The following is a 20,035-nucleotide window of genomic DNA, read 5'->3' on the forward strand; positions in this document are numbered from 1 at the left end:
ATTTTTTAATTTTAATTGTATTGGATTAGGTTAGGTTAGGTTAGGTTAGGTTATAATAAATATTTAAAAAAATGATAACGATATGATCATCACACCACAACAAAAAAAGCCGCATTGCGGCTTTTTCATGTATTTCTTCTAGGAATGCTTCATTAATGCCGTTCTTGCTCGATGTTACTGATCAATTCTTCAATCACCGAATCCGGTGAACGCTCTCCCAACCAGCTTTGGCCGAACATTTGGATGAGCTTCACGACTGGGAAGTCCTCCCAGAAACCAACGAATTCTTCGTTTAATATCATCTTGTCGACCACATGCTCGTTCATTTCGGCTAAGAACCTCTCGAGCACTGTCTTCGCCGCCGGATCATTCAGCCAATCCGTAAGCAAGCTGAATTTATGGAAGGAAGCCTCCTCCTTGCCAAAATCGCAGAGCATCCGTTCTCTTATCCGGATATCTCTTGAGGAGCTTCCGATTACGATTTGATAATAGCCCGTTTCGGCGACCCATTTGCCAAATTTCGTATTGTAATAGGAGAAGTCGCGTTCCTCGAGAGTGAAGGAAACCTCCTTGCTTTCACCAGCTTCAAGAGCAATCTTATCAAAAGCTTTCAGCTCTTTTTCCGGACGAGCCCACTTGCATTCCTCATCATGAATATAAAGCTGTACCACTTCTTTACCGAACCTGCTGCCGTTATTCGTGACCGTGAAGGACACGGTTACAGCTCCGTCTTGCTGCTGCTTGGTCTTCAGACCAGAATAGACAAAGGACGTATAGGATAATCCATGTCCGAACGGGAACTCTGGCGCCAGCTCTTTTTTATCGTAGTACCGATATCCAACGAACAGCCCTTCGCGGTAATAGAGCTTACCGTTCTCGCCTCGTATACGCATATGAGATGGATTGTCGGAGAGCTTCACCGGGAACGTCTCGGACAGCTTGCCAGACGGATTAATGAGGCCAAACAAAATGTCGGCAATTGCTTTACCGCTTCCTTGGCCACTTAACCACGAATGGATCACACCAGGAACTTGCTGCACCCAAGGGCGCATCGCCATCGCGCTGCCGCTGCTCGTCACGACAATACATCGCGGCTGTACAGCTGCTACTGCCTGGATCAGCCTCACTTGATGCAAGGGCAGCTCGATTCCTTTCAAATCATGCATTTCTGATTCTGCATATTCAGGCTGACCCACGAACAATATCGCAGCATCAGAAGACGCAGCAAGCGCAACACTCTCCTCAATTAGCCGTTCGTCCGTGCGATCGTCTTGAGGATAGCCCTCAGCATATCCGAGCGAGACCGAATCTCCTGCAGCCATTCGCATTTCCTCAATAGGAATATCGATGCGGGTCGGCGTTACTTTTGCGCTGCCCGCGCCTTGAATTCGCGGCTGTGTGGCGAATCTGCCGATAACGGCAACGCTATTCAGACGGGAGGCATCCAGCGGAAGAATGTCATTGTCGTTTTTGAGCAGCACAATGCTTTCAGCGGCCGCTTTCCTTGCAAGCTCATGATAATCGATACCATCGGCCATATTCCCTGCAGCATCGGTCGTCTTGGACACTAGCTCTAGTATGCGGCGTACAGAATCATCAAGCTTTGCTTCGGATAACGTCCCGTTCTTCACTGCGTCGACAATAGCCTTCGAATTATAATCGGCTGGTCCCGGCATTTCTAGGTCAAGTCCTGCTTTAAGACCGCGAATCCGGTCGTTCACAGCTGTCCAGTCCGATATGACAACACCGTCATAGCCCCATTCCTTGCGCAAGATGTCGTCCAGCAAATGCTCGTTCTCACTAGCGTATGAGCCGTTAACTAAATTGTAGGAGCACATCAAGGTCCAAGGCCTCGCCTTTTTAACGATACGTTCGAATGCGCTCAAATAAATTTCTCGCAGCGTCCGCTCATCGACTTCCGAGCTGGTTACCATCTTTTCAAACTCTTGGTTGTTGCAAGCGTAATGCTTGACCGAAGCGCCTACACCTTGGCTTTGGAGTCCGTTTACGAACGCCACACCAAGCTCCCCTGATAAGCACGGATCTTCGGAGTAATATTCGAAGTTCCGTCCGCCGAGCGGCGTTCTTTTCATATTAATACCCGGTCCAAGCAACAGCTCTACTCCCATCTTACGCCCTTCCGCACCAAGCGCAATACCAACCTCATGCAGCAATTCCATACTCCAGGATGAGCCGATAGCTGAACCCGTCGGATAGCAAGTGGCAGGAATGTTCTCCCCGGTTACGCCCATTTCTTCATCGCTGTTTGTTTTCCGTATGCCATTCGTTCCGTCATACATATGAATAGGCGGGATAGCGAGACGCTCGATGCCTTTCGTCATCCACATATTTGAACCCGCACACAAAGACGCTTTTTCATCCAAAGTCATTAATGCTATTAAATCATTAGTCGATCTCTTCATGTAATCTCCTCCATTGTACAATCGGCCATACACCCCTTATTAGTGCTGTACCGACTCCTTCTCTTTCTTGAGCTCCTGCAAATCGTAAACCTTATAGAATGGAAACCATATCACAAACATTAACAGCAGCACGAATGCCAGCAGAATCAAGCCGTTAAAGCCGGCTAACAGATAGGTGGACAAGCCTAGCGGTGTATACCAGAGCTGGAATACTTGCGCTGGGATATCAGCCAAGCCCCAATCGAGTGCTAAATAGACAATTATCGGAATAACAAGGCCGTTAATCCACATCGGAACCATTAAGATCGGATTGAAGGCAATCGGCGCACCATAGACAACCGGTTCATTAATATTGAACAGCGAAGGAACGATCGTCGCTTTGCCAATAGAGCTGAGCTTCTTCGATTGAGCGAACAGGAACAATACGACTAGCGGCAGTGTGCCACCAAGCCCACCAACCCCAACCCAGCCGGAGAAGAACGTTTCAAACGTATTGATATTGATAGGATCAAGCCCTTTCGCTACGAGCGCTGCATTCTCCTCAATAGCCGGGAACCATATCGCATACCAGATCGGCGACATAACCCATGGGCTGACGCCAAACGAATACAGCACTACCCCGATGAAGTTGAATAGGACGAAGCCCAGCAAGCTTTGGCTGATTGCATTAAGCGGGTTGAAAATCGATACAATCAGATTGAAAATATCGAAATTCAACTGATACGTAAGTGTCCAGCCCATAGCCAGCAGTACAGCGATTGGCACAAGAAAATCAAACCATTCGACAATAAATTCCGGAAGCTTCGTATCTTTTTTGAAGAAAGAAAAACGGTGGAACACATTCATGACTACTGCTACAGCTACCCCCACGATAAGCGCCGTTACCATCCCGGCAGCGCCAAACCGCTCGAGTACGAACTGGATCGTGCCGTCATCGCCGAACGTCGGCTTAAGCAGCATCAGAAACAAGGATACTCCCGTCGCGCCGGCAATCAGCTTAATGTTATGCCGCTCTTTTTTGTGCATAACAAAATACGGTGTTAGAAATGCAATGAATATACCGATCAAACCAAAGCTGAATGTCGTGAATGGAGTCAAATCCGGCATACCCGGAATATAGTTATTCAGAATCGAGATTAACGTTACGAGCGATCCAATAAAGATCATAGGCAATATAACCATAATCGCCTGCTGAATCGAATCTACCCAGACATTCTTGGTGAAGGCCTCCACTCTCGGAGCGAACTTCTCAGTCATCCATTTCATGAAGCGGTCCATTTCTGTCTCCCCCTTGTTATTGTTGTTGTCGTCGGTCTATGAAACCGCTTTATTAGTATAAAATGATTCGTTAGCGCTTTCTCGTTCTTATTTGCCGGGAGGAGGTCTGTTTTTTGCCGAATCACTATCAATCCTTCTAGCTTGTTCTGCACAGCGTTTCCGTATACGGCAAAAAACACCCCTAAGACAACATAACGTCAACCGTCTGAGCAGTCGGTAACCGTTATTGTGCTTAAGGGGTGTTGCCATTACATTCCTGCTATTGCTTAATATTGCCTGTCCAGCAGAATCAGCATCACGCCATGCGGAGGCACAACAGCGTCCTCTTCATAATAGGTAAGCTGATGCAGCAGATCCGTTCGCATCTCCGGCCCGCTTCTGCTCTTCAGATAGTCCAGCTCTTCTTCTGTTGGAGCAGGTGGTGCGCCAAGACGAACCCATTCATCAAATACAGAGCCGCGATCCCTGCCGAGCACATACCTTGTCCGTTTATAGCTGCCTGACAAGCCCTGAACGTCGAGCCTGAACCTTTTATGCCCCTTTTCAGCAAAGATGGTATATCGGTTGAGTTCCGTTAAGCCCGTTCGGTCGCCGTTAGCGTACAGTGAATCGACATGCACATAATGATACATAAGAATCTGTAAGCTTCCATTGCCATTTGCTGTTACGATGTAGCCATCGCCTTGAGCGACAATGAAGCTGCCAAGCTTGGATAGGAGCTGGAACGCATAGTAGCTTGGTTTTTTCAGTCCGTTTCGGTTAACGAGTCCAAATCCACCGTAAAAAATCGAAGATGGAACTTGGCTTTCCTCAAAAACATCCGTAAACGACCAATAAGCGATTGAGTCCAAAGCCCCTATGCTCCCTAGAGCATGATAAATAACAAAAGGTGCCATAAACATCGTATCATGGACCAAATTCCGGTCGTACAGTGAGAAATTCCACTCTGTCATGTGCAGCTCAAGAGGCTGCTTCCTGCTGTATCCGATCTGCTTCTGTAACAGGTTAATGCTGTCCATATAGAAGGAAGGAGGCATGATAGAGGTCAGCTTCCCTACCTCTTCCTTCTTGAACGGATATTCGGAATAGACGTGGAAAGAGAAAAAGTCTATCGGTACGCTTCTGCTTCTACAATAGTCCATAAATGGCTCCGTCCAGCTGTCATTCCACAGCGTGCCGTATCCAAGCGCGGGCCCACCTACCTTTAATTCGGGCGATATTTCTTTAATGGTGTTGACGGTTTCCTCGTAAAACTGAAAATACTCTTCTTTTGTCCCCGCCCAGCATACATCGGTCAAATCCGGTTCGTTCCATACTTCGAAGTACCATTGCTTGACCTCATGATGTCCATAACGATTCAAGCAATGCCGCACGAACTCACGGACAAGCCCATTCCATTTCGATTGGTCCGCAGGCGGTGATATGCTGCCCTTCCACCAAAATATCGTTTCGTCAGAACGCTTCAGCAGGCTAGGCATGAAACTAAGCTCCACAAAAATCCGGATGCCCGACTGCAGCAAATAATCGTACAGGTTGTCCACGTATGACCAATTGTAAACCGGCGTCCCTTCCTCCGATTCCGAATAAACCATCATCTCATCGTTAAAAATGCCATGAAACCGAATATGTGAAAACGGGAACTGTCTTTGCATTTCCGTGAATTGCTTGCGCCAATCGTCTCTCAGTCCTTCCACCGCTCTACCGGCAGTCGTTATTCGGTTCCAATGCTTCTCATAAGCCTTGCCCGAATCTCCGGCATCCACCTGAACATCAACGGTATCATGCGTTTCTGACGGCAATTCGTGTTCAAGCGGCGGACTGCCTTCACTGTCGTTCAAATAACGGTATAAGGAATCCATTGCCGTAATCGTATCCGTCTCATAATAATCTGCGCTGGAAGACTCTTCGGTCGTCAGCGATTTCCTGGCTGGATCGGGCTTTTTAACATTAGCTTCACGGTATACGCTTGGGGTTGTTCCATACTTTCCTTTGAAGTACTGGTTGAACAGCTTTACGTTGGCAAATCCGCAATCGTGTGCGATTTGAGTTACGCTATTAGTCGTATCCGTGAGCTGCGCCGCAGCCTTCTCGAGGCGGATCAGCGTCAAATATTTTTGAAACGGAATACCGATTTTATCGCTGAAAAAATGAGAAAAATAATGCAGGCTCAAATGCTCCTGATCGGCCATCGACTGCAGCGTTATTTTCTGGTTATAATGCTTGTCCACATATTGAATGACACGGTTAAGGCGTAAATAATCGTATTCTTTTCCTTTCTCCTTCGACTCTCCGCTCATGCCAGCAGAGAAATACCGAATCAAATGGCCGGTTAGTGTTTGGAGGCTGCCAATTGAGTAATTCCGGTAGCCTGGCCCTTTTTTGTTAGATTCCCAGACCATTCTTGCTAAGCAGCGGCGCAATCGGTCGAATCGATAACGGTTATTAGGCGTCTGGCTGACCGAATTGCAGTAAAAAACAGCCGTATCGTTATCTAATAGTTCCAGACTGAATTGAAGCGTCAGAAGCACATTATCTTGGCTAGTGCATTCGATTCTATGTACAGACATACTGTTAATGACGATAATATCGTCTTCGCTTAAGTGATATTCGCGCTGATCGACATACACGGTAACCGCGCCTTGCAGCACATAGATCAGTTCGATTTCTTTATGCCAATGAAACGGAATGTTTTTGACGCTATTTATGAATAGCCTGATCGGCAAATCGTCCTGAGTTTCGACAAACTCGTAGTGATAACGCATGCTCCGCTCTCCCTTCATTCTTATTGTTATTATGCTCCCAATAAGAAGAGGAATTCAATGGAGATGCTTAAATCACCTTATGATCCGTATCTCCCGGTCTTTACGAAATATGGCTACTTCACAACATTTCAAGTATTGTTTCCCGCAGCAGGCTGCCGAATGCCGGCAGCCTGCTGCATACTTATTGAATACGTACTACACTTACCAAACTAAGACCTCATTACTGAAGTCAGCTATTCTCCTTTCGGGTACTGCGATTGCTCTCCCGTTGCATTCTGCGCGACAATAAATGCCTCCGGAATGGAGTTTTCCATTTCATCCACCGTAAGTTTAGTATGATTGTCCACAACTGCTTGTACGATCCAGTGTCTCATCGCTTCATTGATTTCGTCCGCCGCTTTCGTCGGAAGCTGATGCTTCTCCGCCTTAAGGAGAACGAGCTTGGATCGACGAAGGTTCTGCTGGAGTATTTTGCGATACCGCTTGAAGCCCCCATCCTTCTCCCCGTAAAGCAGCAGAACAGGTGCTTTTATATCCGAAAGCCGCTTGGTGCAGTTATAATCCAAGCTGTACTTATAAAGCTCGTGAATATTCCGTTTATGTCCTCGCTTCGAATCCTCCAACAATTTACGGAAGGTACTCAAACTTTCCGAATTCCCCCACGTAATCCCAAGCCTAAGCAGCCGAACCGCCGGCATCCAGCTTGACAATCCAATCGCAATTCGAATGCGGTTCCTCAGCACAAAGTCACTTGCCTCAGACATTGCGCTAATCAATATTCCACCCAAAAAAAGTTCGGGATGAGTTAGCATCGCTTCCAATGCAATAGACCCTCCCGTTGAATAACCGGCTACAAATGCCCTGTCAATTTTCAGGTAATTCAAGAGCTGCCTCATATCCTCGACAATCAGCTTATAGGTGATTGGCACATCCGACGAACGGCTTCTCCCATGTCCCCGAATATCGAAAGTAATGACCTGATATTCGGCCGACAGCTGCGCTTGTTGATATCTGAAGTTGGCGCTTGTAAGCAACGGAGGATGGATGAATACGATCGGAATCCCTGATCCATACGTCTCATAATAAAGCTCGGAACCGTTAATATTTGCAAAAGGCATAAGTATTCGCACCTCTAGTTCATAATCATTGGCTTTCTAAACCTAGGCACCACAATTGCGAACGATTATGTCGTTTGATGCATCCCCATTCATTTTTCACTTATCATATCCCAAATCAATTCAACTATTCTTCCGGTTCGTATTATGAGGTCATGGACGCAAGAATAACCAGAAATCCTAGATGGCTTAATAGACCCTTTTGCTCTGAATATCCATGGGAAAATGAAGGTATCCTAAGAAATCCGGAGGTTGCCTCATGACCAAAAAAGACCAACATCAACGGGAATGGGCCGTGTCTTAGAAAGCAAAGCAACTATTAGTTTTAACACAAAAACTGGAAGTTAGTAGACAAATTTATAGATCAGGGAAAAGAGGCACTGCGATGGATTCAGAGCGAACGTTATACGAATTGGGTTAATAAAGTAGCGGTACAAAAAAACCTGTGCCATCAAGATTTTGCAGCAGCCAACTTGATTAAAACTAAGCAAGGGCTTGTCATTATCGATATGGATTCTTTAACTTTCGATCTACCGGTAAGAGATATCCGTAAAATATTCAATAAAGTGATGAAAAAACATGGCTGGAGTTCTGCTAAAGCCATTACCATGCTGAGAGCAGACAGGGAGGTTCATCCTCTAAGCGAAGAGGAGTGTAGTATTATCTATGCTGATTTGTTGTTCCCTCATCTCTTCTATGGCTTAGCCAGCAAATATTTCAACAGGCGACTGGAATGGAACGCTTCGCAGACGTTGCTGAAGCTGAAATCTTTAATAGCGGCTGATTCAGATCGTCAGCAAATGCTCTCCTCCTGGAGCAGCATTATTCGGCAATCATAATAGGTATAAAGCTTGCTTTATGTTATTAAGCAAGCTTTCTTTAAACTACTTAGCCACTCTCAAACATTCGACACCAATGAAGTATCAATATGCGCGCAGCTTCATATTTTTCCGCATTGGCGAGGAAATTGTAGTTTACTTGGTTCTGAAAATTTTTATTTCGTCTTGGTTATTCTCCGTTTAATATTATCACTTACTAAACTTTACACCGGTCAGGACTTCACTAAGCTGCCACAGGCGTTCTGCTAGGGAAGGATCAATTGCATGATGAAATACAGCATCCGGCATCTCGTCCATTGAAGACGCAGCTTTAGCAATATCTGCATCTAAACAGTAAACTCCACCTTTACCTTTCAATAGAGGACTAGTTGCGCACCATACACTAGTTGCAGCTCCTTGTTCCTCTGTCTTAAATTCGGTAATGACTGATCCACTGATCTCTTCCTCCGAGACATATCGCAGCAGGTCTGTCTTAATTGCGCCAGGATGAACAGAGAACGCGCGAATATCATAATCATAACCCAGCTTATCTAGTGCAACCGCAAACAGTGCATTTGCTGATTTTGATTGAGCATAAGCTTGCCCCTTGCTATACTCCCGTCGTTCAAAATTAGAATCATCAAAATCAATACCCCCATACATGTGTCCAGCAGAAGAGAGCGAGACAACTCGTGCACTTGCTGCTTGTTTCAAAGCAGGCCACAAACGTGCTGTCAAATGGAAATGTCCTAAATGGTTGGTGGCAAATTGGGATTCGTAGCCTCGTGCATCCCTCGTCAATGGTGGCGTCATAATACCAGCATTATTGATAAGGATATCAAGTTTTCGTTCCGAGCTAAGGAAACGGTTTGCGAATGCATCGATAGATTCTGGATTCATTAAATCAAGTTCTTCAAGTTCGACCTGAGGAATACCTGCTAAAGATGCTCTAGCTTTATCCAAGTTTCGAGCAGGAACGATGACTGTACCTCCTTTATTCGCTAGAGCACGAGTAGTCTCGATCCCAATCCCAGAGTATCCTCCGGTTACAATGATAGTCTTACAGGATAAATCAATACCATCCAATACTTCAGTTGCAGTTGAATTCTTGCTGAATCCGGATAAGATCGGTTTTTGCGGGGTAACTTGATAATTGTTTTGTGTTGACAATTTCGTCTCTCCTCGTAATTAAGAACAACGTTATTCTTTTATATTTTGGATAACGCATTGATCTGGGCAATGCTTCCAAGATGGTAGGCACTGGGCTTGGGAACTCGTCTCTGCGTTGTACGATCCACCTCGATCAGCCCGAAACGTTTGGAGTAGCCAAGCTGCCATTCGAAATTATCAAGCAGCGACCAGTGCATATATCCTTTAACCGGAATGCCGTCGGCTATGCATGCTTGTACGCCTTTCAACGCACGATCGATAAACGCTACGCGACGCTCGTCTATGTTCGTTGCAACACCATTTTCGGTAATGAAAATCGGCTTGCTCCAATGCTTGGAAACATACCTTATGACGTGTTCCAACCCCTCAGGATAAAATTCATAGCCCATCTCGGTTTTTTCTGTGTCATCAGGGAGCGATAAAAAGCCATCAGGGCAATAGATCTCACGTGTATAATTTTGCAAGCCGAAGAAATCATCGTCCTGTAAGAAAGGGAGAAATTGCAGAAACTCCTCTTGCAACGTTTAAATGACCGCATCATTCCATGCGGAGTTATATACATTTATTCCGGAAGATCATCTACTTAAGAAGATTCACGGGATTGTGGACTTTAGTTTCATCCATGAACTAGTGAAAAATTCATATTGTGAATATTACGGTAGACCAGCAAACGAGCCAGAGCTGATCTTTCGCTTGCTGTTTTTACAGGTCTTATACAATCTCTCCGATGAGCGAATGATTGAAGAAGCGCAGGTTAATCTGGCTTACAAATGGTTTATTGGTGTTAATCCAGAAGATGCTTTCATGTTCCGCTATCTCGCCGATCTTGGCCAAACGGTAGAAGAGTTGTTCCCGGACCATGAAGGAGCAATAAGCGGCAAATTGCATATCGCGAAGGAAATTGTTGAAGACGAGCGCCTGCTAGCAAACAAAGGCATCCGGTCAGCGGTCGACCATGACGCTAGATTCGGTTGGAAAAGCAATACCATGTCGTTTTCGGTTATAAAGAACATTTGGCTATGACGGAAGAAGAAATCATTACAGCTGTCGAAGTGACACCGGGAACCAGCGATGACGGAAAACAGTTACCTACTCTGCTGTCGCCAACGAAAGCAAACGGGATTGTAGTTAAAGAAATCATTGCAGACACGGCATACTCTGGCAAAAACAATCTGGAAGCCATGAAAAAAGAAGCAATCCAGCCGGTGGTTTCACTGAATCCCGTCGTTCACTCGGGAGGCGAGCGTCAAGAGGGATTTGACTACAACAAGGACGCTAATTTTGTCGTCTGCCCCGCAGGTGAACACAGCACTCGCAAAGCCATTCAAGGCAGTAAAAAAAGCGGAGACAGCCGCTCGCTTGTATTCTACTTTGACGTAGAGAAATGCAAAGCATGTCCACTGCGCGATGGCTGCTACAAACCGGAATCCAAGAGCAAGACCTATTCTATTCGGATCATCGCAGAGCACTTCAAAGAGCAAATCGAGTTCGAACTAAGCGATACGTTCAAAGAACGGATTAAGCGCAGGCCGAACATTGAGCATAAGAACGCAGAGATGAAGAGATTCCACGGAATGGCTACAGCCAAATACCGAGGTCTATTTCGTATGCGAATACAAGCCTATCTCACTGCGTTTGTTGTAAATGTGAAACGAATGGTCAGGCTAATTGAGAAAGAGCAGCCCATCCTCTGACGAGGAACGAGCTGCTCTTTTTGTTTTTCAAATCCATTTACCATCTTAGAGTACCCATTTCCTCAAAATTGAGGATTTTGCAGGGCTCTCTTATTAAGACTGTATTTCTTCACTCTCCCCCCTGAAACAGTAGTAATAATGGGCATAATACTAAGTTCCATGACTGCTACTGTTGTGAATTACTCTTTTCAAAAAAATTTTCCGATGGATCTAAATATTTTGTAACGCAAAAAAAGTCCCAATGACTGTAATAGCTCACCGAGACTACTAAGATTATTTTTTTCCTATTATGCTTCGATCACCGTTTCCCCTTCCCCTACAGGGGTCTCAAAACCGTTCAAAAACCGAGTTAACGTGTCCTCGGTAATCGGAAACGCTGCATTCGCGTCATAACGTTCACTCCGTATGAGCAGCCTCTGACGCAATTCATCCGGCTCAACCTTTAAGTGAATCAGTTCCCACATTCCGCCATGCTGCTCGATCAGTTGCTTGTAGTCATTCCGTCTTTGACGCTGCCAGAAGCTGAAATCGATGACGATATGGCGTTTAGCTTTAATCAGGTTAACCATTTCCCCCCGCAGCTTTATTTCCGATTCTTCTTTATAGGTTTCATACTGCTCCTCAAGGTAATCCACTCCATAACGGCCGTGTGTGGCCCATATGTCCTCATCTATCGACAACCGGACGAATCCCTCTTCCTCCAGCTTTTGAGCAAAGGTTGTTTTCCCCGACCCCGCCACACCGCACATCATCACAACGATGGGAGCTACGCTAGTACGTATCTGCTGTACCAAATTTTCGAGAACAAGCTGTTCATTCAGCATCATTCATCATCCCCTTTTGATTTTTTAGGAAATATCCCTTAATCATAGTTAAAACATTTACGGTAGCTAACTATAAAATTTACTTTTTTTACATGTTTTTTACCATACTTAAAGCTAACTTAACTCTTATAGTTAATGCATAGTTGGAATGAAAGCCTTCATTAATAATAAGGGGGTAGTTCTACATGCAATCAATCGGATCTAAAAGGTTCATTATTGGCGTCCTGCTCGTATGGTCAGTATGCATGGCGATATTTAGCTTCGCCGATCTCTCTTTGTCCAAAGCCGTCTACAATGAGGCGCATTCCTTATTCGGGTTGTTCTTCGAAAACCTTGGTGAACATCCCGCCTTTATTGTCATTTTCGCAGCAGGAAACATTCTGTTCAGCACTGCAAGATATGAGCCTCTAGGCAAAAAAATCTTTATCCGCGTCGTCAGCGGTTTCTTGTTAACACTTGGCGGATTCGGCACGTTTGTCATCGGTATCACACGCCTATTCGCTTCGGAAGGAAACAGCTATTTGCTTCTCAGCCTATTGCTAACCATCGCACTAACTGTTCTTGCGCAATGGTTATTGCGATTGGTGCCAAGAGAAACGCTGAAGACTTACAATCTCGCTGCATGGGCCGGTATTGTTATCATTTTTTCAGAGATTATGCTTGTCAACGTATTAAAAATCTTCTGGGGGCGTCTTCGCTTTCGGGAAATGAACGGTGATTACTCTCAGTTTACTCGTTGGTTTATGCCACAGGGGATCCAGGATAATGGAGTCACCTCCGAGGCATATAAATCATTTCCATCGGGCCACTCCGCGAACGGCTGGTCCATGCTCGTATGGATGATATTCATGCCTTTCGCTACAAAATGGCGTAATCTGATGTTCATCCTCGCTGTTATCTGGGGACTATGTACATCATACAGCAGAATCGTTATGGGCGCTCATTTTGCAACAGATGTATTGTTCGGTGCTTTCATTACCATCTGCTGCATGATGTTTTGGTGCAAAATATTTAAAATCGAGCTGTATCCGAATCTAACCACGCATTACACTCAGTCTACATCGAAATCGAAGATTGGCGTCTAATGCTGCATGGTGGTTCCACACTTCTATTCAAAGTCCTTAAAATCACATCTCCAATCAGTCACATATGCGGGATAATAGCCAGACCGGTACGCCACTCTTTGTGAGGCGATATGACTGGAGATAGCATCATAAAGTGGTACACAACCACGTTGCAATATTTCAAAAGTTAAGCTGTTTATAAGATAAGTTGCCAATCCCAAATGACGATAATCGGGAAGAACGTCTATACCAATCTGCCACATCTTTGTGCTTACATTAGAAGCCCTGCCATTCCAACAACTTTACCATTTCTCTTCGCAAGTACGACCAGAACTGTATGATAAGGATAATTTTCATGATCGTTAATCTCATTGTTGGTGGCATTATAGGTGCTGTTATCTCGTCCCTAATGGATTGAATATCCTTCAAGAATGGATTTATCAACTTCAGTGAAATTTGCTGACCCACTCCTTATCACTGTTACTTCGGTAATGCTTAACCTTCGACACTTCCTATACTCTAGATAAAATAAAGTCCCGATGATTTTATTCTCATCGGGACTTTATTCAGCGGTTCCATACTTTTTTATCGCCACCACCACCATGTTCAGTGACATTATAGTTGGTGTCTAAGGAATCCAGTAAAATCAAGGTCTTTTTGATTTTTAGCTCGTTCTTAAAATTACATTATAGTTGGTATCTAAGAAAAGCACCCTCAACACACGATTACATTAATGTTGGTACCTCATAATTACATTAAAGTTTGTTCCAAATATTCATTTCGAGTAAATCACTACAAGTGACCATTTAGATGCTCTACTCTGTTCGCATGTCTCGATGAGACAGCTCCAGAATCTATTACCTTAACTACTTTTCTCAATTCGTCTTAACACATATGATGCTAAAGTAAACAGATCAATCGCATCATCTTCCGACATGCTCCATTCAATTTTTGCAGAGTGAGCAGTAGGATTCCTGAAAGTCCCAAACAATCCCTTAACTAAGTTCACGATGGGGGAGCATAATAAAGCCCATTAAACCAATCTTTCAAAAACCTAAACCCAGTCGCAAATAAGCTCCGTACCCTATTAACCCCAGCAGTACGATGATCGCCATCATGTTTTTTTTCATATCAAACCCCTCCATAGTTACAGCGAAATATCAATGAAGACAAATCTGGCGAGCCAAGCGCCGATTCTTTCCATCTGTCCGCTAAACAGCAGCAGGCCCATGGCAAGAAATATCACCCCGTTAATCTTTGAAAGCACGGGAACAAAGCGATTCATTTTTTTGAGAATACCCGTGGAGTAGGTTAAAGCGAAAGAAATCAATAGAAAAGGTATCCCCAACCCCGCCGAATAAACAGCAAGCATCAAGACACCGCTCCAAAACGTGTCGGAAGAGCTCGCCATCAGCAATATGGAGGATAAGGCGAGCCCGACGCAGGGAGTCCAACCAGTACCAAACGCAAGGCCGGTAAGGAAAGACTTCAATGTGCCTCCCGTCGATTGAAGGCGCTCCGTGTCCCAGGACTTATTCATATTAAGAAATTTCAAGTTCAGCCAGCCGATCATTTGCATGCCGAAAACTATAATGAGCAGACCGCTTAATTTCTGAACCAAGTCTCTATGCTCCGCGAACAACTGTCCTACCATGCTTGCCGATGCGCCCATCACAATAAAGATGGCGCTGAATCCGACGATAAAGCTTAAGGAATTCAACAATAACCGTTTTCGATCCACATCAATTTTGTTTTGGTGAACCGCTGATCCTGTGAGATGTGAGACATACGCAGGAATGAGCGGAAACACGCAAGGAGATAGGAAAGACAGCACTCCCGCGGCAAGAGCTATGAAAACTGAACAAATCCATTAGTGATTACCCCTTTTACCCATTGGTTTTCTGCCCATGATAAATCCATAAGAAAACAGAAAGAATCATTCCCATTGCAAAGCTGACTGCTTGTTCGGAACTAAATGATAGAAACAGGAGAGCTCTCTCTGGATTTAGGAACCAAAGAAAGGTCAAACCGATCGAAAACCATTGCCATCTTTGCATGATACTTTTTAGAGAAATCGGCTGTTTGGAAATGAAGAAAAAAAAGACCGTCACCGTCGCCAGTACGGCATATCCGGCATGAAACGGCCAGTTGTTGCTTTCAAACCAGATTACCCCCGCATGATAGGCTGCCGCCCCTCCCAATAAAAAGACTGTCACCACTTCCGCTGTTATCTTCCAAGACATATTTCCTTTCAAAACGCGGTAGGCGGCATACAATCCGGCAATCATGCTTGCGATCCATTGTCCCGGAACACCTCCGTCGAAATACAGGAGCGATGCCGGATGCTTGATCGTAAGCAAAGGATCCAACAATAGAGGACTCCCTTTCCAAACCAGAAACCAAATCACAAAAGCATTAAAAGCGATCGTACCGAAGTCATCTTCCGCAGACAGTTTCCTTACATAACTTCGCATTGCTGCCCATCCGAACCATCCGAATGGCGAAAAACATTAAAATTTGCCCATTGAGCACGAAGGAACCGATCTGAATCGTGTACAAAGCACTCCCCTCTCTGTGTGTTTTATCATATCAGCCGTTTGTTAAGAAACGTTAAAGCAGATTGGTAAAGATTGTTTCATTTCGGGAAGAACCGCGCTAAGCGGGGACCGTATTCGGTATTAGAAGGCTGGAGAGAATGTAGATGGTAAAAAGGATATGGGGTTGTGCGCGCGAGGTCGGATGCGCATAGACGGAAGCCCGAGGAACGCCTTAATCTATTCTATGGGCTTCCATTTCATCTAGCCGCGTTTGCGTGCGATGATAATGTAATGCTGTTCGCTCGGATAGGAAAGCTGTTCAACGAAAAAACCATTCTCCTCGAACGATTTTGACAAATCACCGGAATGCAAACGATGGTGAAGCGGCGGACCTTGCTCCATAGCCTTCTTCTCCCATTCGACACACAACACTTTCCCATCCGGCTTTAGCACCCTGTGAATCTCCTTCAAACCATCCTGCAGCGGGTCCACCTCATGGATCACGAAAGAAGCGATCACATGGTCTACAGTTTGGGCCTCTAGAGGAATCTGCTCAATCGCTCCCTGTACCAGCTCTACGTTGGTTGCTCCTTGTTCAGATATTCTTTCTTGCAGATATTGCAGCATCTGAGGTGCAACGTCCAAAGCGTAGATCTTTCGACAAAGCTTAGAGGCCGGCAACGTGAAATATCCTGTACCTGCCCCCACATCCAATACGGTATCTCTTGTTTGAATATCCAGCATGGCAAGAATGGTTTCCGGCGGTAATGCCTTTCGTCTCTCGGGATTATCTAGCTTCGCTGCGTGTTCGGGATTAAACCTTTTTTCCATCGTAACGCCCACCTTTATATTATAGTTGGATTGGAATGGTAACCCAGAATGAATGTTTATTATCATCACTATCAAGCTATGCCTGCCCGCCATGCTGCTGAGCAATCACCTTCACAATGGAAAGCCCTAAACCGGTACCAGCTTTGCCTCGATTACGGTGTCTGGACGGGTCCGCCTTCACGAACGTTTCGAAGATGTGGGCTTGAATATCCTCAGGGATAGAGGATTAAAGACGAGTCTCACTGGTTTATTTTTGAGTAGGACCACTCCACGCCGAAATTCCGCCGTTCAAATTGGCAAGATTCGTATATCCGTTTCGACTGAGCAGTTTTGCAGCTTGCTTGCTCCGCATGCCGCTCTGGCAATAGAGAAACACCTTCTTGTCTTTTGGAATTTCCCCCATTCGCTGCGGCAGCTGGCTTAATGGGATATTCACGGCACCTGCAATATGTCCCCGTCTATATTCATGACTTTCCCGGACATCGATGACCTTATTCCCCTTAGACTGTTCCTGAACCTGCTTCGCGGATAAATTGCGTAATCCTTTCACAGGAGCAAATTGTTTATACAGTATCCAGATGACGAATAAGGCCAAAAGGATATAAAAAATATAATCCAAAGCTTTTCACCTACCTGCTTTTTACTAAGAGTTCTACCGCTTCTTGCACCAACTTGTTTGTATCCCCGCCGGACGCCCTTTCATCTTGGATGCACTTCTCTAAATTGACAGCTACTACAAGGGCCATCGTTTTATCTATGGCACTGCGCACTGCAGAAAGCTGACTGACTACGTCCTTGCAATTCTTTTCTTCCTCCATCATGTTGAGAATACCCCTAATTTGTCCTTCCACACGGCGTAACCGCCTTTTCATGCTTTCATCATATTTCATCATGGTAACCCCCTATACATGTATAGGTATATTATAACCGAAAAGCGAGGAACTCGTCCTAGATAAATAAAGTTTACTTTCGTACCGGCTAAATCGGGGGGAGGGGGCAAACCACCCGACCCGACCCGATCCGTCAGTGACGTTATCCTTTTTTCACAAAAAACGTAAATACACCATTCTTTTCTTTCACATCAATCAGCTCATGATTCGTCTGATTGACCCAGGCTTGGAAGTCGTTCATAGAGCCCTTGTCGGTTGTTTGCAGTTCCATGGATTGACCTGTCTGAATCGAGTCAATTCCTTTCTTTGCCTTCACGATCGGCATCGGACACGCTAGACCCTTCGCATCAATAAAAATATCCGCCATTTCATGGTCCTCCTTTTTTCAGTTAAAAATTCAATGTGACTTCCGCATCGAAGGCGTAATCGAGATAAGTAGCCGCTCCACCAAGTTCAATGCCATCGATGAAATTTTCCTTGTCGAGTCCCATGACATCTACGGTCATTTGACAAGCGATCATGCGCACGCCGGATTCCCTCGCAATCTCGAGCAGCTGCGCGATCGTCGGGACATTTGCTTTCTTAAAGCCCTCCGTCAATCCCGCATTCTCCGGTTTCAGTTGAAGTATTTGCTCTGAATTCTTATGAATAGTCGACAAGCCCTCGAAGGTAAAGAAAATGCCCACCTCTGCGTCCAGTGCTGCTGCTGCTGTTGCGATGTTCAACACCTTATACGCTGTCTCCAAGCCGCCTGACGATGCGATAATTGCCACTCTTTTGTTTCCCATGTTTATTGGTCTCCTTATATATAAGTTTTATTTTTATTTTTATTCGTCGCGTTCCGTGGCCCCTTGCCAACCCGACATTCCGGTAAGTACGTTCTTTACCTTAGAAAAACCGCGTTCGTTAAGCAATTGACATGCCATATCGCTTCGAGTACCCGTTCTGCAAACAACATAGTATTCTTGATCCGGCTGCAGTTGCTCGATCTTCCCCTCCAACTCACCCATCGGTATGGATATCGCTCCCGGAATCCGCTCAAAGCTATATTCGGCAGGTTCCCGCACATCCAGCACATTGATCTTCTCGCCGGAAGCAAGTTTATCCGCCAATTCCTCATTACTTATAACATGAGGATACTTGGTTTCGGTTTTCGTCTCAAGCTCCGAGGCTTTCCTCAAGAAGTGACGGAAAACACCATCCTCTTCCTTCAAACCGATGTACTGGTTGCCTGTACGGTTCGCCCAGCTTTGCAGGTCTGCAACAGAGCCTTTATCCGTAGCACGAACCTCCAACACTTCACCCGACTGGATTTCCTCCATGCCTTTCTTGGTTTTCACAACCGGCATCGGGCAAGCCATACCTTCACAAATCACAACACGATTCGTTTGAATTATAGCTGTCATCTATTATTCCCCCCATCTTTAGTCATACAATGCATCCCGTCCCATTCGCACATACCTCCAGGCATATTGGCTACATCGTATCCCAAGGACTCAAGGTGCTCGCATGCTAATGAGCTTCGGTTACCGCTTCGGCAAACTACGATGTACTCTTGCCTCGGATCCAGCTCTGCATGCCTTTGATGGATAGTCCCCAACGGGATCTGCTTCGCACCGGGAATATGGCCGGAAGCCCACTCATCCGGTTCGCGCACATCCAGAATATGAAGCTCCTCACCTCTTTCTAACCGCCGTTTCACTTCATGAGGTAGAATATCTTTCGAATATTTGCCTGCCATATCGGTCGCTCCTTACATCAAGATATCAATCCAAATTTTAATCACAGTTGCTGTAATCAACCCAGCAAGTATCCATTGCAGTACTTTCACATTCATCGTCTTCCCGATCTTTGCACCCAGCGGCGATGCGATAATGCTGGCCACGACCATAACGATCGATGGAATCCAAAGCAGATGTCCGCCCATCACCTTACCGACCGTCGTCCCTATCGAGGAAATGAAGGTGATGGCCAGGGAAGAAGCAATCGCTACCCTTGTCGGGACCTTGAGCAGTACGAGCATAATCGGCACCGTGATAAAGGCTCCGGCTGCACCGACGATTCCTGACAAAATCCCAACGAATCCCGCAGAGACCGATGCCAGCCCCTTATTGAACTGCAAATTTGACAGGTCACTGGCATCATCGCCTTTCTTCGGCATAAACATCATGACCGCGGACACCAATGCTAGCACTGCATAGGTCAAATTAATCGCGCTATCGGGGAGAAACTTTGAGCCATAACTTCCAAGAAAACTTCCGATGATAATGGGAATACCCATGTACAAAACGAGCATTTTATTGATGAAATTCCCTTTCCTGTAAACGAAGATGCCGGCTAGCGTTGCGAAAAACACCTGGACCGCGCTCACCGCTGCAACCTCCTGCGCCGTAAAAGCAATGAATCCAAACGCCGGCGGAATGTACAGAAGCATCGGGTATTTAATGATAGATCCGCCTATCCCGACCATTCCGGAAATGAAGGACCCAACGAAGCCTATTACAAATAAGGTCAAAATCCATACCAAATCGAGTTCCACTTGAAAATCCTTCTTCCTTTATCTCCATTACGTATACCAGTATGGGTATATAATACAGACAATTACCTTAGATATCAATTTCTCTTAGCA

At 45.4% G+C, this 20,035-nt stretch carries 22 protein-coding genes and 1 pseudogene; 3 read left to right on the forward strand and 20 right to left on the reverse strand.

Annotated features, from left to right (window positions below; all coding sequences use genetic code 11):
- Positions 1-152: 152 nt before the first annotated feature.
- The 4 genes from AC6ESP_RS14780 to AC6ESP_RS14795 all read right to left on the reverse strand — a co-directional run bounded on the left by AC6ESP_RS14780 (position 153) and on the right by AC6ESP_RS14795 (position 7,581).
- Entirely contained in the window at positions 153-2,423 is a 2,271-nt protein-coding gene (locus tag AC6ESP_RS14780; protein WP_497097502.1) for a beta-glucosidase family protein, read from the reverse strand.
- 39 nt (positions 2,424-2,462) lie between these two features.
- Positions 2,463-3,701 carry a PTS sugar transporter subunit IIC gene (locus tag AC6ESP_RS14785; RefSeq protein WP_497097503.1) on the reverse strand — a complete coding sequence of 413 codons (1,239 nt, stop codon included), beginning with the start codon at positions 3,699-3,701 and terminating at the stop codon, positions 2,463-2,465.
- A 266-nt stretch (positions 3,702-3,967) separates the two neighbouring features.
- Positions 3,968-6,463 carry a GH39 family glycosyl hydrolase gene (locus AC6ESP_RS14790; RefSeq protein ID WP_497097504.1) on the reverse strand — a complete coding sequence of 832 codons (2,496 nt, stop codon included), beginning with the start codon at positions 6,461-6,463 and terminating at the stop codon, positions 3,968-3,970.
- 233 nt (positions 6,464-6,696) lie between these two features.
- Positions 6,697-7,581: an alpha/beta fold hydrolase gene (locus AC6ESP_RS14795; RefSeq protein ID WP_497097505.1), complete on the reverse strand. Its 885-nt coding sequence runs from the start codon at positions 7,579-7,581 to the stop codon at positions 6,697-6,699.
- A 386-nt stretch (positions 7,582-7,967) separates the two neighbouring features.
- On the opposite strand from AC6ESP_RS14795, the gene AC6ESP_RS14800 reads away from it, so the two are divergent.
- Positions 7,968-8,417, forward strand: a complete 450-nt coding sequence (locus tag AC6ESP_RS14800; RefSeq protein ID WP_497097557.1) for a YutH/CotS family kinase-like spore coat protein — start codon at positions 7,968-7,970, stop codon at positions 8,415-8,417.
- A 189-nt stretch (positions 8,418-8,606) separates the two neighbouring features.
- On the opposite strand, the gene AC6ESP_RS14805 is transcribed toward AC6ESP_RS14800, so the two are convergent.
- Positions 8,607-9,566, reverse strand: coding sequence for an SDR family NAD(P)-dependent oxidoreductase (locus tag AC6ESP_RS14805; RefSeq protein ID WP_497097506.1), 960 nt, complete (start codon positions 9,564-9,566; stop codon positions 8,607-8,609).
- 38 nt (positions 9,567-9,604) lie between these two features.
- Positions 9,605-10,087, reverse strand: coding sequence for a family 1 glycosylhydrolase (locus tag AC6ESP_RS14810; protein WP_497097507.1), 483 nt, complete (start codon positions 10,085-10,087; stop codon positions 9,605-9,607).
- Between the two features lie 7 nt (positions 10,088-10,094).
- Here AC6ESP_RS14810 and AC6ESP_RS14815 point away from each other — a divergent pair.
- Positions 10,095-11,260 (forward strand): annotated as a pseudogene (locus tag AC6ESP_RS14815) (transposase).
- A gap of 287 nt (positions 11,261-11,547) precedes the next feature.
- On the opposite strand, the gene AC6ESP_RS14820 reads toward AC6ESP_RS14815, so the two are convergent.
- Positions 11,548-12,087, reverse strand: a complete 540-nt coding sequence (locus tag AC6ESP_RS14820) for a P-loop nucleotide/nucleoside kinase family protein (protein WP_497097508.1) — start codon at positions 12,085-12,087, stop codon at positions 11,548-11,550.
- A 182-nt stretch (positions 12,088-12,269) separates the two neighbouring features.
- Here AC6ESP_RS14820 and AC6ESP_RS14825 point away from each other — a divergent pair, with 182 nt between their 5' ends.
- Positions 12,270-13,169 carry a phosphatase PAP2 family protein gene (locus AC6ESP_RS14825; RefSeq protein ID WP_497097509.1) on the forward strand — a complete coding sequence of 300 codons (900 nt, stop codon included), beginning with the start codon at positions 12,270-12,272 and terminating at the stop codon, positions 13,167-13,169.
- Positions 13,170-13,192: 23 nt separating this feature from the next.
- Here the strand turns inward: AC6ESP_RS14825 and AC6ESP_RS14830 are convergent, their stop codons facing one another.
- The 13 genes from AC6ESP_RS14830 to AC6ESP_RS14890 form a co-directional block, all read right to left on the reverse strand.
- Positions 13,193-13,411: a GNAT family N-acetyltransferase gene (locus tag AC6ESP_RS14830; RefSeq protein WP_497097510.1), complete on the reverse strand. Its 219-nt coding sequence runs from the start codon at positions 13,409-13,411 to the stop codon at positions 13,193-13,195.
- A gap of 599 nt (positions 13,412-14,010) precedes the next feature.
- Positions 14,011-14,157 (reverse strand): TIGR02391 family protein, encoded by a 147-nt coding sequence (locus tag AC6ESP_RS14835; protein ID WP_497097511.1) that lies wholly within the window; start codon positions 14,155-14,157, stop codon positions 14,011-14,013.
- A gap of 138 nt (positions 14,158-14,295) precedes the next feature.
- Positions 14,296-15,015 carry a cytochrome c biogenesis CcdA family protein gene (locus tag AC6ESP_RS14840; protein ID WP_497097558.1) on the reverse strand — a complete coding sequence of 240 codons (720 nt, stop codon included), beginning with the start codon at positions 15,013-15,015 and terminating at the stop codon, positions 14,296-14,298.
- Positions 15,016-15,034: 19 nt separating this feature from the next.
- Complete coding sequence (locus AC6ESP_RS14845; RefSeq protein ID WP_497097512.1) at positions 15,035-15,622, reverse strand: hypothetical protein; 588 nt, start codon at positions 15,620-15,622, stop codon at positions 15,035-15,037.
- A 324-nt stretch (positions 15,623-15,946) separates the two neighbouring features.
- A complete protein-coding gene (locus AC6ESP_RS14850; protein WP_497097513.1) occupies positions 15,947-16,516 on the reverse strand; it encodes a class I SAM-dependent methyltransferase in 570 nt (189 codons plus the stop codon).
- Positions 16,517-16,592: 76 nt separating this feature from the next.
- Positions 16,593-16,736: an ATP-binding protein gene (locus AC6ESP_RS14855; protein ID WP_497097559.1), complete on the reverse strand. Its 144-nt coding sequence runs from the start codon at positions 16,734-16,736 to the stop codon at positions 16,593-16,595.
- Positions 16,737-16,763: 27 nt separating this feature from the next.
- Positions 16,764-17,066, reverse strand: a complete 303-nt coding sequence (locus tag AC6ESP_RS14860; RefSeq protein WP_497097514.1) for a rhodanese-like domain-containing protein — start codon at positions 17,064-17,066, stop codon at positions 16,764-16,766.
- A gap of 79 nt (positions 17,067-17,145) precedes the next feature.
- Positions 17,146-17,409 carry a metal-sensitive transcriptional regulator gene (locus AC6ESP_RS14865; protein ID WP_497097515.1) on the reverse strand — a complete coding sequence of 88 codons (264 nt, stop codon included), beginning with the start codon at positions 17,407-17,409 and terminating at the stop codon, positions 17,146-17,148.
- A gap of 139 nt (positions 17,410-17,548) precedes the next feature.
- Positions 17,549-17,773 (reverse strand): sulfurtransferase TusA family protein, encoded by a 225-nt coding sequence (locus AC6ESP_RS14870; RefSeq protein ID WP_497097516.1) that lies wholly within the window; start codon positions 17,771-17,773, stop codon positions 17,549-17,551.
- 22 nt (positions 17,774-17,795) lie between these two features.
- Entirely contained in the window at positions 17,796-18,194 is a 399-nt protein-coding gene (locus AC6ESP_RS14875) for a DsrE/DsrF/DrsH-like family protein (RefSeq protein ID WP_497097517.1), read from the reverse strand.
- A 39-nt stretch (positions 18,195-18,233) separates the two neighbouring features.
- Positions 18,234-18,812 (reverse strand): sulfurtransferase TusA family protein, encoded by a 579-nt coding sequence (locus tag AC6ESP_RS14880; RefSeq protein WP_497097518.1) that lies wholly within the window; start codon positions 18,810-18,812, stop codon positions 18,234-18,236.
- Complete coding sequence (locus AC6ESP_RS14885; RefSeq protein ID WP_497097519.1) at positions 18,809-19,147, reverse strand: rhodanese-like domain-containing protein; 339 nt, start codon at positions 19,145-19,147, stop codon at positions 18,809-18,811. Before AC6ESP_RS14885 ends, AC6ESP_RS14880 begins: the two co-directional genes overlap by 4 nt.
- Before the next feature lie 12 nt (positions 19,148-19,159).
- A complete protein-coding gene (locus AC6ESP_RS14890) occupies positions 19,160-19,945 on the reverse strand; it encodes a sulfite exporter TauE/SafE family protein (protein WP_497097520.1) in 786 nt (261 codons plus the stop codon).
- Positions 19,946-20,035 lie beyond the last annotated feature (90 nt).

The organism is Paenibacillus xinjiangensis (assembly GCF_059686975.1).